We start from the raw sequence: 15528 nt of genomic DNA, 5'->3' as shown, positions 1-15528 counted from the left end.
GGCGTAAGGGGGGTGGGGGGTGGAACAACGCCACGAACCGGAGAGGGGATGACCTCGGGTCAGGGGCGGCACAAAGGGGTGGCGGATACGGTACGCCGTTGCGTCGCCGTACGGTCACGCCGTGTGTGCGAGTGATGATAGCCCCACTCATTGAGCCTTCAAGAGCGTTGCAATCTTCCGGGGTTGGAGCGCGCGCAACGGGAAACGCGGTTCAGGACATGCATGAGCCGAACCAGCCGACACGCGCCAGTGAGGGAGGCAGCCATGGCTACCGAACGCACGCCCTCCGAGCCGATGGCGGACGACGCGTACCAGCCCACCGGAAGCAGCGAGGAGCAGCAGGACGCGGCGCCGCTCGACCTGCAGGACGCCGTCGACGAGCGGACCTACGACGACACCCTCGACGAGGGCTACTCCCCGCCGGAGAAGCCGCTCGGCGTGACCAAGCACGGCGTCACGGCCGCCGAACAGCACGACGGCGAGACCCTCGACCAGCGGCTCGCCCAGGAGGTCCCCGACGTGGCCGTGCCCGCCGGTGACGGCGTGGGTGACCTGCCGGGCGGCGAAGGTGAGCCCGTCGACCCCGAGGCGGGCGCCGAACGCGCGGGCCGCCTGGTCGCCCCGGACGAAGGGGCCCACCCCGACACCACGAAGGAGGAGATCGCCTCCGACAAGGGCGTCGACGCCGGAGCGGCCGGCGCGGAGGAAGCCGCGATGCACATCGTGGAAGAGCCGGAGCGCCGAGCGCCGTAGGGGTTGCTCAGGCTTGGCGGGTGCCGGCCGGATGTGGCGGGTCGCGCGGTTCCCCGCGCCCCTGAGGGGGCTGCGCCCTCTCAGTCCCCGATGTGGTCGATCTGCCGCAGCCTGTTCGTGGCGTCCAGCGCGGCGACCTTGTACGACTCCGCGAGCGTCGGGTAGTTGAACACGGCGTCGACCAGGTAGTCGACGGTCCCGCCGCAGCCCATCACCGACTGCCCGATGTGGATGAGCTCCGTGGCTCCCGTACCGAAGCAGTGCACGCCGAGCAGCGTGCGGTCCTCGGGGGAGACCAGCAGTTTCAGCATCCCGTGCGAGTCGCCGATGATCTGCCCGCGGGCCAGCTCGCGGTAGCGGGAGATACCGACCTCGAACGGCACCCGGTCCTCGGTGAGCTGGTCCTCGGTCCGCCCGACGAAACTGATCTCGGGGATGGTGTAGATGCCGATCGGCTGGAGGTTGTGCATCCGGCCGACGGGCTCACCACAGGCGTGGTACGCCGCCGCCCGCCCTTGTTCCATCGAGGTCGCGGCCAGTGCCGGGAAGCCGATGACGTCACCGACGGCGTAGATGTGCGGCACCTCGGTGCGGTAGTGCTCGTCGACCGTGATCCGGCCGCGCGGGTCCGCGGTGAGCCCTGCCTTGTCCAGGTCGAGGTCGTCGGTGAGCCCCTGACGGCCGGCCGAGTACATCACTGCGTCGGCGGGGATCTTCTTGCCGCTCTCCAGGACGGTCAGCGTCCCCCGGGGATGCCGCTCGACCGCGGCGACGGTCTCCCCGAAGCGGAACGTCACGGCGAGGTCCCGCAGGTGGTACTTGAGCGACTCGATCACCTCGACGTCGCACATGTCGAGCATCCCGGCGCGCTTCTCCACCACAGTGACTTTGCTGCCGAGCGCGGCGAACATGGACGCGTACTCCATGCCGATCACACCGGCACCGACGATGACCATGGAGCGCGGCACCCGCTCCAGCGTGAGGACGTTGTCCGAGTCCATGATCGTCCGTCCGTCGAACTCCACACTGTCGGGCCGTGCGGGCCGGGTGCCGGTGGCGATGACGACGTGCTCGGCGGTCAGCAGCCGTTCATGGCCGGTGACCTCGCGCAGGGCGACGGTGTGGGGGTCGACGAAGCGGCCGGTCCCGGCGTACAGGGCGACGTGGTTGCGGGCCAGCTGACTGCGGATGACGTCCACCTCGCGGCCGACCACGTGCTGGGTGCGGGCGGTCAGGTCGGCGACGGTGATGTCCTCCTTCAGCCGGTAGCTCTGGCCGTACAGATCGCGCTGGGTGAGGCCGGTCAGGTACAGCACCGCCTCGCGCATGGTCTTGGAGGGGATGGTCCCGGTGTGGATGGAGACGCCGCCGACCATGTCGGGGCGGTCGACGACGGCGACCCGGCGGCCCAGCTTGGCCGCGGCGATGGCAGCCTTCTGGCCACCAGGGCCGGATCCGATGACGAGCATGTCGAAGTCGGGCACCTTCCGGAGTCTGACAGCCGGAGGACCCCCGACGAAAGGGTGAGCGGAGAACCATCGCCGGTGTGAAGTGCCGGAGGCGGTATGGAAGTTGTCCTTCCTCCCTGCCGACGCCGAGGTGCCCATGGCCGCCCCGGGCGATTGAGGACCAAGCCGCTCCAATCCATGGATATCGGGCGATAATGCGGCTATGGGTCATCGACTCGCGGACGCGAGCGCACCGGCCCGGCTGGCCGCCCCGGAGGAGGGCATCGGCCGGGACGAACTGGCGCTCGCGACCCGCAACCACGGCCTCCCGCTCGAAGCCCTGCGTTACGACCTCACCCCGCCGGGCTTGCACTACGTCCTGACCCACTACGACATCCCGTACGTCCCCGACGACACCCCCTGGCACCTGACCCTCGGCGGCCGCGTCCGCCGCCCGCTGCGCCTGGACCTGGCCGGCCTGCGGACCTTCCCGCAGATCACTACCCGGGTCACGCTGGAGTGCGCGGGCAACGGCCGGGCCCTGCTGACACCCCGGCCGGTCAGCCAGCCCTGGCTCGTCGAGGCGGTCGGCACCGCCGAGTGGACGGGCGTACCCCTGCGCCTGCTGCTCGCCGAGGCCGGAGTCGAGCCGGACGCGGTCGAGGTGGTCTTCACCGGCGCCGATCACGGGGTCGAGCGCGGCGTCGAGCAGGACTACCGGCGCGCGCTCCCCCTGGACGTGGCCATGGGCACCGATCCCGAGGTGCTGGTGGCGTACGCGATGAACGGCACCCCGCTGCCCCCGCAGCACGGCCGCCCCCTGCGACTGGTCGTGCCTGGCTGGTACGGCATGGCACATGTGAAGTGGCTGCGCGAGGTCACTGTCACGGACGTACCGTTCACGGGTTTCCAGCAAACGGTCGCCTACCGGCTGCGCCGGCGCCCCGAGGACGAGGGCGAGCCGGTGACCCGTATGGTGCCCCGAGCCCTGCTGGTCCCGCCCGGCTTCCCGGACTTCATGTCCCGGGCCCGTGTCGTCCGGCCCGGCGCGGTGGTCCTGGAGGGGCGTGCCTGGTCGGGTCAGGCAGCGGTGACGCGTGTCGAGGTCAGTACGGACGCGGGGCGTTCCTGGCAGGAGGCCGAGCTGGAGCCGGACTCCGGTCACCGGTGGGCGTGGCGCCGCTGGCGGCGCAGTTGGACGGCGACCCCGGGTGAGCATGTGCTCAGCGCACGGGCCACCGACGCCGAAGGGCACACGCAGCCGCTGGTCCAGCCCTGGAACCGCGGAGGCTTCGCCAACAACCTCGTGCAGCGGGTGCCGGTGCTGTGTTTGGAGGAGGACACAGCGTGATGCGAGGACACAGCCTGACATGAGGACATGCCCTGGTCAGGTGGGTCCGCGGGCACGGCGGAGCAGGCCACCCGGTCGCCTCGGGTGCCGGCCCGCACCCGAGGGCGACCTGTGCGGATCGTGGCCGGCGCGGCTAGGGCAGCAGCTTGTCGAGGGCGGAGGGACCCTCTGCCTCCAGCTTGCGCTTGGCCCATTCCAGGTTGCGTGGCGTGATGTCCTTGCCTGAGGCAAGCACGATGTCCTCGGGGGACACCTCGGTGCCGGTGCGGGCGTGGAGCAGGTCGTCCGGGGTGGCGCGCTCCCCGGACGGCCCGGAGGCTTCGGGCTGGGACGTCGGCATCATCTCTGCTCCTCGGATCCGGATCACTTCTTCGGGCCCGGTGCGGTCATCGGGTCTGTTATCACCATTCAACGCCGGAGCGGACCCTGCATCCGGAGGCGTCACAACCCCGCTGTGCACCGGTCGGCCCTTGGACCCCCGGGGTACCTCGCTGCACGGGAGGGAAACCGCCCACGGCCCGGACCGGCACCCGCCCCGGCGGGGACGACTACCGCCCGCCGGGGACGGGCACCCGCCCCGGCAGGGACCGGCACCCGCCCGGGCCGCGGGCGGCTCGCGTCAGCCCTCGAACGGCGTGAGCGTCAGCCCTCGAACGGCGTGAGCGTCAGCCGTATCCCCGTCGGCGCAGTGTCCTGGATGTACGACGCGAAGTCGGCCACGTCGTCGAAGGCGAAGCCGTACGCCTTGCCGTCCTGCGCGGCCGTGTGCATCGCCTTGGCGTAGTGGTTGGTCAGGTCGGTCCGGTAGAAGGCGGCGGCGTCGGTCGTCGGCTGAGCCGCATGGCTGACCAGTGTCGAGCGGTTGAATCCGGCGCCGAGCACGGCGGCGACCGGCCCGGTCGTGCCGTCGTTGGGCGCCGCGAGGCTTCCGTCGCAGAACAGCACGTCCCGGGTCGACGGCTTGGCGAAGGACACCTGAGCGGGCCCGTCGAAGGTGAACCGCTCCCCGCGCACCCGCCCGGTGAACGTGCCCGCATTGGTGGTGACGGTGAGATCCCGCCCGGTGTACGTGCTCCACACCTCGTCGATGTACGGGGCGAAGTAGTCCTTGGCGAACAGGCCGGCGTCCAGGCCGTGGCCCGGAGCGATCACTCGCGTGTCGTCGACGACGAGCCGTGCGAACTCCTCGACCCGGCGGACCGCGTCGAACACGGCCGCACGTCCGCCGGCGAGCAGCGTGCCCGTCGTCTGGTCCTTGGCACCGGTCAGCCGGATGCTCAGCGGCACGCTGAACATGTCGACCATGGTGGTGTTGCAGAACATGTCGGCGTCGTTGAAGGTGAACTCCGCACAGTCGTGCAGCACCGGGTAGTTGGGGTCCGACGTGACCCAGCCCGCCGGGTACTGCAGCGCCGCGTTGCCGTTCCCGTCCGTGACGGCCTTGAACTTGAGCTTCGGCCGAGCGCCACATAGATCCGGCCGGACATCCGCGGGAGGGACAGCCGGGTCTCGCCGCTGCCGGACAGGCCGATGGCGTAGTCGGTGAAGCCGTCGGGGCCGTTGTCCGCCAGGGCGATCGGCGCGAGGGTGCCGTCGGGCGTGACACGTACCTGCCTGCCGTCCTGGTTGCCGACGATGTAGAGGTGGACATTCGCGTTGTCGAAGGAGCCGCTGTCGTTGACGATCGTCAGCGGCAGCGAGTCCGCCGCGGCTCGCGTGCCGCCGTCGGTGGGGGTGCCCGCGAGGGCGTACGGGGCAACGGCGGCGACAGCGGGTGCGGCCACGGCCGCGCCGCCGAGGGCGAAGAGGAGCCTGCGGCGACCGAGATGGCGCTGATGGCGGGATGTCATGTGGGGGGTCTCCCGGAGTACTTGTGCGGGTGCTGGGGCTGCGCGGTGGCGGGGACGGACGGTCGAGCGGACAGTCTGAGAGCGCTCTCGTTTCGGGCGTCACCGCTACCGATGGGCCCCGATGCTACGCACGGCCCTCGCGTGAGCCAACGGGTCTGTGGGAACCACAAATCCCCGTGAACTGCGGGAACTTGAGCGACCACGGAATGGCTACGACCGCTTAACCCTGACCTAAGGCTCACTTAAGGCGCACGAGCGCCTGAGAGCGCTCCCGACGGCGCGCCCGACAGGGCGAGGCCCCCGCCTCCCAAGCCGTGGAATTCCGTGGACGCCCCCGCGAGAGATCACGTACTGTGTGGCTCCACGCCCTGAGACGGACGGAAGGAGGCGAGTGCCGTGCGGTTCACACCTTTCCAGCGCTCCCTTTTCCGTTGCCCCGGCGTGCTTCTCACCATCTGACCGGGAGCGCTCCAAGCAGCCTGTATCCCGGAGGAATCCGTGACCGATCTGGTCATCCGCGCGCTCTCCGCGAGTGACGCCCATCTGTTCGACGCCCACCCCGACCCGCTCGGCGCCCGTGAGGGGCACCGGAGTACCCGGTTCCGCCCCGAGTGGCAGCGGGTGGCCCTGCGCGACGGCACGGTCGTCGCCCGCGGCGCCTGGTGGGGCGGCCCCGACGACTCGGAGCCCGTCAACATCAACTGGTTCGACGTGGCCGAGGGCGAGGAGGAGGCCGGTGCCCAACTCCTGCGCTCCGCCCCCTGGCAGGTCGAACTCGAGATCAACCTGCCCGGCGGCTGGCGCGACGAGCCCGGCCTGAAAGCCGCCGCCGAGGCCCGCTTCGCCGCCGCACGTGCCGCCGGATACGAACTCCTGGTGGAACGCTTCCTGTACCGCTGGACCCCGGAGCGCGGCCTGCCCGAGCGTCCCGGACGTCTGCGCTTCCGCGCCGAACCCGATGACGCGGTCTTCTTCGACGCACTGCGCCGCATCCATTCCGTCACCCTCGACGCCCATGCGCTGCGGGCCATCGAGGAGGGCGGCCTCGACCGGGCCGCCCAGGAGGAACTCGACTTCTTCCACTGGTGTCCGTCCCCACGGGAGTGGTGGCAGCTCGCGCACACCCCGGACGGTGACCTCGTCGGCGTCCACATCCCGGCACACAACCCCTCGGGCCCGACCGTCGGCTTCATCGGAGTCGTGCCGGAACATCGCGGCCACGGCTACGCCTACGACCTCCTCGCGGAGTGCACGCACTTCCTCGTCCGGCAGGGCGCGGAGTTCGTCACCGGAGCGACGGACCAGGGCAACTTCCCCATGGCCGCGAACTTCGCCAAGGCGGGCTTCCCCGTCGTCAAGGAACGCATCAACTTCCATGCGGCGGGCCAGGAGTAGCGGGGCGTAGAACCTGAACGTCACCTGGTGGGCGGCCCGGTCCGAGCGCGGATCGGGCCGCCTGTCAGTGCCGGGTGGCATGCTGGCCGATGACGTGATCGACAGCGGCTGACGGGAGCGGCATGGGGTTCGAGGGCGGGGTCTGGCAGGTGCGCGGCGCAGACGAGCCGGTGGGGGAGATCCTGATCGACGAGGCCGACTTCCCCTGGCTGTCGGGCCGCTTCACGCCCGGGCCGGCGTACGACGCGGTACATGACCTCTTCGCCCATGAACTGGCCTTGCTGGAGCGGGGCGACGCCGAGGCCATGGAGGCATGGGAGGCGGCCTACGACGAGATCCGAAGACGGGTCTCCCTGTCCTCACCGGACGGCCCCGTCGCCGAGTTCTTGCTGCACATCGAGGGCGACAGGGCCTGGTTCCGGTGGAGCGAGGAGCCGTTCGAGGACTGACGGTGCGTCCGGCCCGCCGGTCAGTTCGTCGTGGCGGCGAACATGCCGGGTCCGTAGGAACCGCCCTGGTTGTTGAGGATCAATCTGAAGCCGTCGACTAGACCCAGGCCGCGGTCCGCCAGATCGCCCACCGGGCCCGGTCGCACGTCGCCGCACGCCGTCCGCGTGGAGTCGTCTCGCCGGCCGAGACCCGAGAGGCCTCGGCGCTTTCCAATGTGCGGTCGAAACGGGCGACTTGCAAAGCCTGCTCGACATCCTTGCGCCGGATGTCGTCTTCCTGGGCGCCGGCGGCGGAGTCGTGCGGGCCAGGCTGTCGCCCGTGGTGCGCGCCGACAGCGTGGCCGCCGTGCTCCCCGCCTCCCGGCCGGCCGGCCTCGCCGCCGAGGCCCCGCTGCAAGCGGCACAGGTCAACGGCTGCCCGGCGCTGGTCCTCCGGCTCGACGGCGAGATCGACACCGTCCTGGTGGTACGCATCGACGACGGCCGCATCACCGGGTTCTACGCCGTGCGCAACCCCGAGAAGCTGGCACACATGCGACACGAGACCGGCCTGCACCGCCGACTCCGTGACCCGCAGGCATCCCGAGCGGCACCTGGCCGCACACCGCGCTGACCCTCCCCAGGATCATGCCGGTTGCTGCGCTGTCAGGCGCCGCCGTTCCACACCCTTCGGCTGCGGTCCGATTCTGGGTGGCCTGCAGACCGGGCGCTGCGTCGCACGTGTGTGCCTGGCAGGTGCTGGAGGTGGCGGGCGCGGCGTGTGCGGGCGAGGGGAGTGCGGACGTCGCGTGGACCTGCTCCGGGACCCTGCCGGTTGCTGCGGTGTCAGGCTCCGCCGTTCAACAGCCCTTCGGCCGCGGCCAGGATCTCGGTGACCCGTAGGCCGAACGCCGCGTCGCACGCGTGCGTGTGCCCGGTGCGGGAGGCGGTCAGCAGGGCGTCCCCGGCGCGGATCAGGGCGGACACCGCGCTCGCGGTGCTCTGCGGGAGTTGCGTCACCCCGGCCGCGCCCCGCAGCTCCACCGCGGCACCCGCCGCCGCGGGCGGCGCCGTGAGGCTCAGGGCGAGCGTGCTGGATGCGCCGCCGACGTGCTCGAGGACCAGATGGACCGTGTCGCCGGGCCCCGGCGCGGCCGCCGTCACGCGCCGGGCGTCACCCAGGACCGGCAGCAGTACGGACAGCGCGTGCGGACCCACGTCCCACAGCGCACCCTTGTCCCGCCGCCACGGCGAGTCCGCGAACGGGTTGCCGTCACCGCAGAAGACCGCGCCGAGCCACTCCGCCCGGCCCGTGAACCAGCCCTCGGTGGCCGCCTGTTCGGCGATCCACGTCTCGATCTCCGGCTGGAAACGGGCGGTGAAGAAGACGACAGAGGCCACACCGGCCTCCTCGACGGCCCCGACGACCGCACGTCCCTCCTCCACCGTCAGCGCGAGCGGCTTGTCCAGCAGCAGATGACGCCCCGCCCGCGCGGCCCGCACCGCCAAGTCGGCCTGGACGGCGGGCGGCAGGGCCACGGCGACGGCGTCCACGTCGGCGAGGAGCGTGTCGACGTCGTCGTAGGCGCGCACGCCGTGGCTGTCGGCCAACTCCTTCGCGGCGGCGGCACGTCGGCCCCACACCCCCGCGAACTCCAGCTCGCCGTGCCGGCTCAGGGCGGGAGCGTAGGCCATCTGGGCCCACGGGCCGGTGCCGAGCAGTCCGATGCGCATGCCGCCGCCTCTCACTGTGCTGGTCGGGGATTGAGCCTGCACATCGACTGGGCGGCTGCGCAAGGGGACGGGTGGCCCGTCTCGGCACCAGAGATTCAGTGGTGCCTTCGCTGAATGCGTTCTCTTTCTTCTATTGGACCTCCCGCGGCCGTACAGCCACGCTGGTGTACGTCCGGCACGCCAGTGCCGTTCCCCGCATCGTTTCCCGAGCGACAGCCGGAAAGAGGTCACGAGCCCATGCACACCCGCCGCATCGGTGATGTCGAGGTCAGCGCGATCGGTCTGGGCGCGATGCCCATGTCGATCGAGGGGCGCCCGGACGAGACACGCTCTCTCGCCACGCTCCATGCCGCGCTCGATGCCGGCGTGACCCTGATCGACACCGCGGACGCCTACCACCGGGACGCGGACGAGGTCGGTCACAACGAGACCCTGATCGCCAAGGCCCTCGCCTCCCACGACCGGGGCAAGGACGTCCTGGTCGCCACCAAGGGCGGCCACCTACGCCCCGGCGACGGCAGCTGGACGCTGGACGGCAGCCCCCGGCACCTGAAGGAGGCCTGCGAGGCGTCCCTGCGCCGGCTCGGCGTGGAGGCCATCGGGCTCTACCAGTTCCACCGCCCCGACCCGCGCGTGCCGTACGCCGAGTCGGTCGGCGCCGTGCGCGACCTGCTCGACGAGGGCAAGATCCGCATGGCCGGGATCTCCAACGCGAACCCCGACCAGATCAGGCAGGCGAACGAGATCCTCGGCGGCAGGCTGGTCTCCGTGCAGAACCAGTTCTCCCCGGCGTTCCGCTCCAGCGAGCCGGAGCTGCGCCTGTGCGACGAACTCGGCATCGCGTTCCTGCCCTGGAGCCCGCTCGGCGGCATCTCCCGGGCGGGTGAACTGGGCTCCGCCTACGCCCCGTTCGCCCGCGTCGCCGAGGCCCACGGGGTGAGCCCGCAGCGGGTGTGCCTGGCGTGGATGCTCGCCAAGTCCCCGGTCGTCGTGCCGATCCCGGGCGCGAGCCGGCCGGAGACGATCCTGGACTCGCTCGCCGCGACCGACCTCGTGCTCGGTGCCGGGGAGATCGCGGAGCTGGACGCCGTCTGAAACTCTTTCGGGAATCGGTTGCCGAGCACGGATGTACTCCTGCCCGAGTTTGGGATGGGATAGCGCTTGCTATACATCCGGCACCTTGGGAAGGACAACGCCGATGGCGTCGTCGCACGAGAGACCGCTCGACCACCGCTACCGGGACGAACACCCCGTACGCACCCTCGCCTACCTGTTCCGCGCCGACCGTCACCGCCTCGCGGCGGCGGTCGGTGTCTTCACCGTCAAGCACAGCCCGGTCTGGCTGCTGCCGCTGATCACCGCATCCATCATCGACACCGTCGTCCAGCACCAGCCGGTCAGCAGGCTCTGGCTGAGCACCGGCGTGATCATGCTCATCCTGCTGGTCAACTACCCGTTGCACGTGCTGTACGTACGTCTGCTGTACGGCAGCGTGCGCCGCATGGGCACGAGCCTGCGCTCCGCGCTGTGCACCCGCATGCAGCAGCTCTCCATCGGCTACCACTCGCGGGTCAGCGCCGGTGTGCTGCAGGCCAAGGTCGTGCGGGACGTGGAGACCGTCGAGCAGATGGTGCAGCAGACCGCGGAGACGGGGCTCGGCGCGGGCACCGTGCTCATCGGCGGCCTCGTCATCATCGCCGTGCGCACACCGGAGTTCGTGCCCGTCTTCCTGGTCGTCGTGCCCGCCGCGGCACTGGTCGTGGCCCGGTTGCGGGCCCGTCTGCGCACCCACAACGAGCACTTCCGCCACGAGGTCGAGACCCTGTCCTCCCGGGTGACGGAGATGACCCGCCTGATCCCGGTCACCCGCGCCCACGGACTGGAGGGCAAGGCGCTGCGCCGCATGGACGGCACCCTGCACCGGCTGCTGACCTCCGGCATGCGCCTCGACCTCGTCAACGGCCGCTTCGGCTCGCTCGCCTGGGTGGTGCTGAACGTCGTCGGTGTGCTGGTCCTCGCCGGCGCGGCCCTGATCTCGTACTACGACGTCTGGGGCGTGACCGCCGGCGACGTCGTCATGCTGAGCGCGTTCCTGACCACCCTCACCAACTCCACGACAACGTTGGCAGGACTGGCCCCGGTCATCACCAAGGGCCTGGAGTCCGTCCGTTCCGTCGGCGAGGTCCTCCAGGCCCCCGAACTGGAGGACAACGCGGGCAAGGCCGAACTCAGCTCACTGCGCGGCGCGGTGACCTTCGAGGGTGTCGGGTACACGTACGACGACAGCGACCGGCCCGCCGTGCGCGACTTCAGCCTCTCCGTCGCGCCGGGAGAGACCATCGCCCTCGTCGGGGCGTCCGGGGCGGGCAAGTCCACCGTGCTGAACCTCGTCATCGGCTTCATCCGGCCGACCTCCGGCCGTCTGCTGCTCGACGGGACGGACATGAACACCCTCGACCTGCGCACATACCGCCGCTTCCTCTCGGTCGTGCCGCAGGAGTCGATCCTCTTCGACGGCACGATCCGCGAGAACGTCGCCTACGGCATGGACGACGCCGACGAGGCGACGGTGCGGGCGGCGCTGCGCGACGCGAACGCCCTGGAGTTCGTCGACCGGCTGCCGCAGGGCCTCGACACCCTGGTCGGCGAGCGCGGAGCGCGCCTGTCCGGTGGGCAGCGCCAGCGCCTGGCCATCGCCCGGGCCCTGATCCGCGACCCCAGGGTGCTGGTCCTCGACGAGGCGACCTCGGCCCTGGACACGCGGTCGGAGGCGCTCGTCCAGCAGGCGCTCGCCAGGCTGCTGCACGGCCGTACCACCTTCGTGGTGGCACACCGCCTGTCCACCGTGCGGGGCGCGGACCGGATCGTGGTGCTGGGAGACGGCCGGATCCAGGAGATCGGCACCCACGAGGAACTCCTGCGCCGGAACGGGGCGTATGCGGCCCTGCACAGCGGGCAGGTCGCCTGACGCGGCAGCGTCCGCCGGGGCTGCGCAGGCGGAAGGCGTGGGCCGTACCTCGGGCCTCGCCTTCCGCGGTGCGTGGTCACCCGGCCTTGAGGAACCGGGTTCTTCACGCGGCGCTGCTGCTGCGCGGCATCCCGTGCCGGCAGGCCACGTCGTGCTGGCTGCCGAGGCTCGTCCACCAGCGCTCGCAGCAGGCCGAGTCGAGTTCCGCCCGGACGATCGCCTCGGCGGCGTCGCCGCCGCGCCCTGCCTGCGCGACCATCTCCAGGAGCCACCGCCGCTGTTCGCCGATCACGGTCTCCCGTACGACGGCGATGAGCGGAACGAGACTGGCGGCGGCGAACAGGCACGCGGCCCACGCGGGGCCGTACCGGACTTCGAGGGCAGTCGTCCAGGCGAGCCCCGCGCTCGTGGCGACATAGAGGGCACACAGGAGGCGGCTGTAGTGATTCATGGGTGTACACCGTCCTTCGGGAGGATCGACACACCTTGTCCAACTGCTGACTGCCCGTGGGGACTCGGGTGATTTATTCCACCGTGACTGACGACGGCCCTCCACCGGTAGTGACTAGGGCCTGTCCTGGGCGAGGACCGCGGTCTTCCCGCGGAACGCCGAGCGGTAGGCGTACGGCGTGGTGCCGGTCACCCGGCGAAAGCGTTCACGGAACGCCGTCGGCGAGCCGAACCCGGCCTGGCGTGCGATCCGTTCGATCGGGTGGTCGCTGTTCTCCAGCAGGTACTGGGCCCGCCGCACACGTGTCCGCAGCAGCCACTGCAGCGGAGTCGTCCCGGTCTGCTCACGGAAGCGGCGGCTGAGGGTGCGCTCGCTCATACCCGAGTGCTCCGCCATCTCCGCCAGGGTGATCTCCCGGGCCAGGTTGTCCTCGATCCACTCCAGCAGGGGTTCGAGCGCCGACCCGCGCGGCACCGGAGGGTGCTCGTGCACGATGAACTGCGCCTGCCCGCCCTCCCGTTCCAGCGGTACGACGGACATGCGCGCGGTGTGCGCGGCTACGGCCGACCCCAGGTCCCGCCGGATCATGTGCAGGCACATGTCCAGTCCCGCGGCGGCCCCGGCGGAGGTGAGGATCTGCCCGTTGTCGACGTACAGCACGTCCGGCTGCACGTCGATGCGCGGGAAGCGCCGGGCCAGCTCGTCGGTGGCCATCCAGTGGGTGGTGGCGCGCAGTCCGTCCAGCAGTCCGGCCTCGGCCAGGACGAAGGCGCCCACGCACACCGACGCGATCCGGGTGCCGGCCCGCGCCGCCTCCTGAAGGGCCGCCACCACGCGGGCAGAGGGCGGGCCGCTCTCGTCGCAGCCCGGCACGATGACGGTGTCCGCGTCCGTCAGCGCGTCGAGCCCCCGGTCGATCCGCAGGGCGAAGCCTTCCGTGGGTACCTCCGGCGACTCGGCGCACAGCCGGACGCGGTAGGGACGGCGGCCGTCCGGCAGCCGCGTCCAGCCGAACATCTGGAAGGGCGTCGCCATGTCGAACGGCACCACGTTGTCGAGGACCAGGATCGCGACGGTGTGCATGAGCGCCACCTTAGGCAGGTTCCCGCCACTCGCAGAAGTCCAGGTCACAGGAGTGAGGTGCGGCAGAGCGCTGTGCGCGCTGTTGGCGAGAATCCGTTGGAAGCTGTCATTCCAGCCTCTGTGTGATCAGCTGGGAGATCACTAACGTGGGCCGGGCCGCCCCGCGCAAGTTGAGCCGGGGCCCTTGACCGCCGCGCCGACACGGAGACCGACACCACCCGATGACCAAGATCCTGCTCACTCTTCACGTCCTGGCCGCCATCGTCGCCGTCGGTCCCGTCACCGTCGCGGCCAGCATGTTCCCACCGGCGGCGCGCCGTGTCCCCGCGGCGGACGGTGCGGTGGCGGTGGGCACCGTCCGGCTCCTGCACCGTATCTGCCGGGTCTACGCGGGCATCGGAGTGTCGGTGCCCGTCTTCGGTCTGGCCACCGCCCTGGCGATGGACGTCCTGGGCAGCGGCTGGCTCATCGCGTCCATCGCGCTGACCGCCGCGGCCGCCGGGATCCTGGTCGCCTTCGTCCTGCCCCGCCAGGAGGAACTCCTCGACCAGCTGAGCACCGAGAAGACCGTCGAACGCTCGGCCACGGTGCAACTCGCCATGTTCACCGGCATCTTCAACCTGCTGTGGGCCACCGTCACCGTCCTGATGATCGTCCGGCCGGGCTCGACGACGGGTGCCTGAACCGGGGGAGGGGCCCAAGGCGACGCGGCGGGGCGGCAGTCTGTGGTCGTCTGCCGTCAAGTGCCGTCAAGCGCTCTGGCAGAATTCGTACTTCAGTGTGCGTCGGCGCCTAGACTCGACAGCCGTGCCCATATGCACACAGGGCCACGACAGGAAAGGCGCGTTGACGGGTGTTCCAGGATTCCCCCATTTACGACCGGCTCATCGCGGAGCGCGGCGACATCCCCACCCAGGTACGCAGGGAGGCCGAACGCGTCAGCAGGGAAGTGGAGTTCGCCATGCAGCCGCTGATGTCCGGCGGCAACGCGCCTGCTCCGGGGCTCACCACCGGACTTCCCGCGGCCCCGCCCCCGACATGGCAGCGCAGCGCCCTGCCGCCCGGCCCTCCGCAGCGCTGAGCGCGCTCAGGTGACCTGCGCGCTCGCCCCGTTGACGTGCGACTCCTGCCCGGAGACGGGTCGGGCGAGCCACTCGGCGATGGTGCGGGCGATCGGCTGGCCGGTGTCGATCTCGATGAATCCGAACTGTCCCGACTGGTTGCACTCCAGGAACCACCACGTCCCGTCGGCGTCCTCGACGAAGTCGAAGGCGCCGTAGGCGAGTTCGGCCTCCCGCAGATAGGCGCGGACGGCCTCGGCGACGCGGGGCGCGACCTCGACGGGACACCACGGCGCCCCGGACCCGTCGAAGCGGACGTCCACCTCGGCGTCGGCGCCGGTCACCTTGCGGGCGGCCAGCAGCCGCTCACCCACCGCGGTGAGACGGATGTCGGCCCGCTTGGCGACGCGCCGTTGCAGCAGGGTGGGACCGAACGCGACCGCTGAGAAGTCCGCGTCCGGGGCCACCCTGCTGGTCGGCACCGCCCGGGGCGGATCCTGCGGATGCGCGCCGGACACCGGCTTGACCACCAGGTCCGGGTACCGCTCGGCGAACTCGCGGGCGGCCTGCGGGAACGTCGTGATCAAGGTGGCCGGCACGGGCAGACCGCAGCGCTGGGCCAGCCGCAACTGCCAGGGCTTGTAACGGGCCCGGCGGGCGGCGTCGGGGTGGTTCATCCAGCGGGCGTCACAGCCGCGCAGCATGCCGTAGAGCGCCTGCCCGGCCTCCTCGGCCAGCCAGGCCGACGGCGCGGCCGCCCGGGCGGCAGGTGTCCCGGGCCTGCGCATCCAGACGGACCGCAGCCCGCTGATGCTCACCAGCCGTCCCGCGGCCGACAGGTGACCGCGGAAGGCACCGTGCACATACTCGCCCGACAGGGCGACCCCGCCGGTCAGGTCGGCGGGGTCGAGCCGGACCACCGGGACGCCCGCGGCGTTCAGGTGCACGACCACCATGTCCGCCGTCACATCCGCTTCGCTGGTCAGAATCAAGACGGTCATCGACG

Annotated in this window: 14 protein-coding genes and 2 pseudogenes; 9 read left to right on the top strand and 7 right to left on the bottom strand. The window is 71.1% G+C overall.

The features are described 5' to 3' along the window. Positions 1–264 precede the first annotated feature (264 nt). On the top strand, positions 265–753 hold the full coding sequence (locus tag ACZ7L6_RS41235; RefSeq protein ID WP_471933283.1) for a DUF5709 domain-containing protein: 489 nt from the start codon (positions 265–267) through the stop codon (positions 751–753). Positions 754–833: 80 nt separating this feature from the next. On the opposite strand, the gene sthA is transcribed toward ACZ7L6_RS41235, so the two are convergent. Then, the gene (gene sthA, locus ACZ7L6_RS41230; RefSeq protein ID WP_471933281.1) at positions 834–2237 is read right to left on the bottom strand and encodes a Si-specific NAD(P)(+) transhydrogenase; all 1404 of its coding nucleotides are present in this window, start codon (positions 2235–2237) and stop codon (positions 834–836) included. Positions 2238–2424: 187 nt separating this feature from the next. Between sthA and ACZ7L6_RS41225 the strand changes: the two genes are divergently transcribed. Then, positions 2425–3552 (top strand): sulfite oxidase, encoded by a 1128-nt coding sequence (locus ACZ7L6_RS41225; protein ID WP_471933279.1) that lies wholly within the window; start codon positions 2425–2427, stop codon positions 3550–3552. Positions 3553–3685: 133 nt separating this feature from the next. Here the strand turns inward: ACZ7L6_RS41225 and ACZ7L6_RS41220 are convergent, their stop codons facing one another. Continuing rightward, a complete protein-coding gene (locus ACZ7L6_RS41220; protein WP_398826664.1) occupies positions 3686–3892 on the bottom strand; it encodes a hypothetical protein in 207 nt (68 codons plus the stop codon). A gap of 302 nt (positions 3893–4194) precedes the next feature. Continuing rightward, positions 4195–5402 (bottom strand): annotated as a pseudogene (locus tag ACZ7L6_RS41215) (glycoside hydrolase family 64 protein). A 498-nt stretch (positions 5403–5900) separates the two neighbouring features. Here ACZ7L6_RS41215 and ACZ7L6_RS41210 point away from each other — a divergent pair. The 3 genes and pseudogenes from ACZ7L6_RS41210 to ACZ7L6_RS41200 all read left to right on the top strand — a co-directional run. Next, the gene (locus ACZ7L6_RS41210; RefSeq protein WP_471933277.1) at positions 5901–6797 is read left to right on the top strand and encodes a GNAT family N-acetyltransferase; all 897 of its coding nucleotides are present in this window, start codon (positions 5901–5903) and stop codon (positions 6795–6797) included. A 122-nt stretch (positions 6798–6919) separates the two neighbouring features. After that, entirely contained in the window at positions 6920–7246 is a 327-nt protein-coding gene (locus ACZ7L6_RS41205; RefSeq protein ID WP_471933275.1) for a hypothetical protein, read from the top strand. A gap of 107 nt (positions 7247–7353) precedes the next feature. After that, a pseudogene (locus tag ACZ7L6_RS41200) lies at positions 7354–7859 on the top strand (sigma-70 family RNA polymerase sigma factor family protein); the annotation flags it as partial. Between the two features lie 212 nt (positions 7860–8071). Here ACZ7L6_RS41200 and ACZ7L6_RS41195 read toward each other — a convergent pair. Then, positions 8072–8959 (bottom strand): Gfo/Idh/MocA family protein, encoded by an 888-nt coding sequence (locus tag ACZ7L6_RS41195; protein ID WP_471933273.1) that lies wholly within the window; start codon positions 8957–8959, stop codon positions 8072–8074. Between the two features lie 237 nt (positions 8960–9196). Between ACZ7L6_RS41195 and ACZ7L6_RS41190 the strand changes: the two genes are divergently transcribed. Together ACZ7L6_RS41190 and ACZ7L6_RS41185 are read left to right on the top strand one after the other, a co-directional pair. Continuing rightward, the gene (locus tag ACZ7L6_RS41190) at positions 9197–10054 is read left to right on the top strand and encodes an aldo/keto reductase (RefSeq protein WP_471933271.1); all 858 of its coding nucleotides are present in this window, start codon (positions 9197–9199) and stop codon (positions 10052–10054) included. Between the two features lie 103 nt (positions 10055–10157). Then, positions 10158–11927 carry an ABC transporter ATP-binding protein gene (locus ACZ7L6_RS41185; RefSeq protein WP_471933269.1) on the top strand — a complete coding sequence of 590 codons (1770 nt, stop codon included), beginning with the start codon at positions 10158–10160 and terminating at the stop codon, positions 11925–11927. A 103-nt stretch (positions 11928–12030) separates the two neighbouring features. Here ACZ7L6_RS41185 and ACZ7L6_RS41180 read toward each other — a convergent pair whose 3' ends face one another. Then, a complete protein-coding gene (locus ACZ7L6_RS41180) occupies positions 12031–12378 on the bottom strand; it encodes a hypothetical protein (RefSeq protein WP_471933267.1) in 348 nt (115 codons plus the stop codon). Between the two features lie 114 nt (positions 12379–12492). Then, the gene (locus tag ACZ7L6_RS41175) at positions 12493–13461 is read right to left on the bottom strand and encodes a GlxA family transcriptional regulator (RefSeq protein WP_471933265.1); all 969 of its coding nucleotides are present in this window, start codon (positions 13459–13461) and stop codon (positions 12493–12495) included. A gap of 221 nt (positions 13462–13682) precedes the next feature. Here ACZ7L6_RS41175 and ACZ7L6_RS41170 point away from each other — a divergent pair, with 221 nt between their 5' ends. Both ACZ7L6_RS41170 and ACZ7L6_RS41165 read left to right on the top strand, forming a co-directional pair. Beyond that, positions 13683–14144, top strand: a complete 462-nt coding sequence (locus ACZ7L6_RS41170; RefSeq protein WP_471933263.1) for a DUF2269 family protein — start codon at positions 13683–13685, stop codon at positions 14142–14144. Positions 14145–14314: 170 nt separating this feature from the next. After that, positions 14315–14542, top strand: coding sequence for a hypothetical protein (locus ACZ7L6_RS41165; RefSeq protein WP_471933261.1), 228 nt, complete (start codon positions 14315–14317; stop codon positions 14540–14542). A gap of 6 nt (positions 14543–14548) precedes the next feature. On the opposite strand, the gene tgmB is transcribed toward ACZ7L6_RS41165, so the two are convergent. Next, positions 14549–15523, bottom strand: coding sequence for an ATP-grasp ribosomal peptide maturase (gene tgmB / locus ACZ7L6_RS41160; protein WP_471933259.1), 975 nt, complete (start codon positions 15521–15523; stop codon positions 14549–14551). Positions 15524–15528: the final 5 nt, after the last annotated feature.

The sequence above is a fragment of the Streptomyces sp. NPDC107522 genome (genome assembly GCF_055657525.1).
This window is presented reverse-complemented; position numbering and strand designations above follow the sequence as displayed.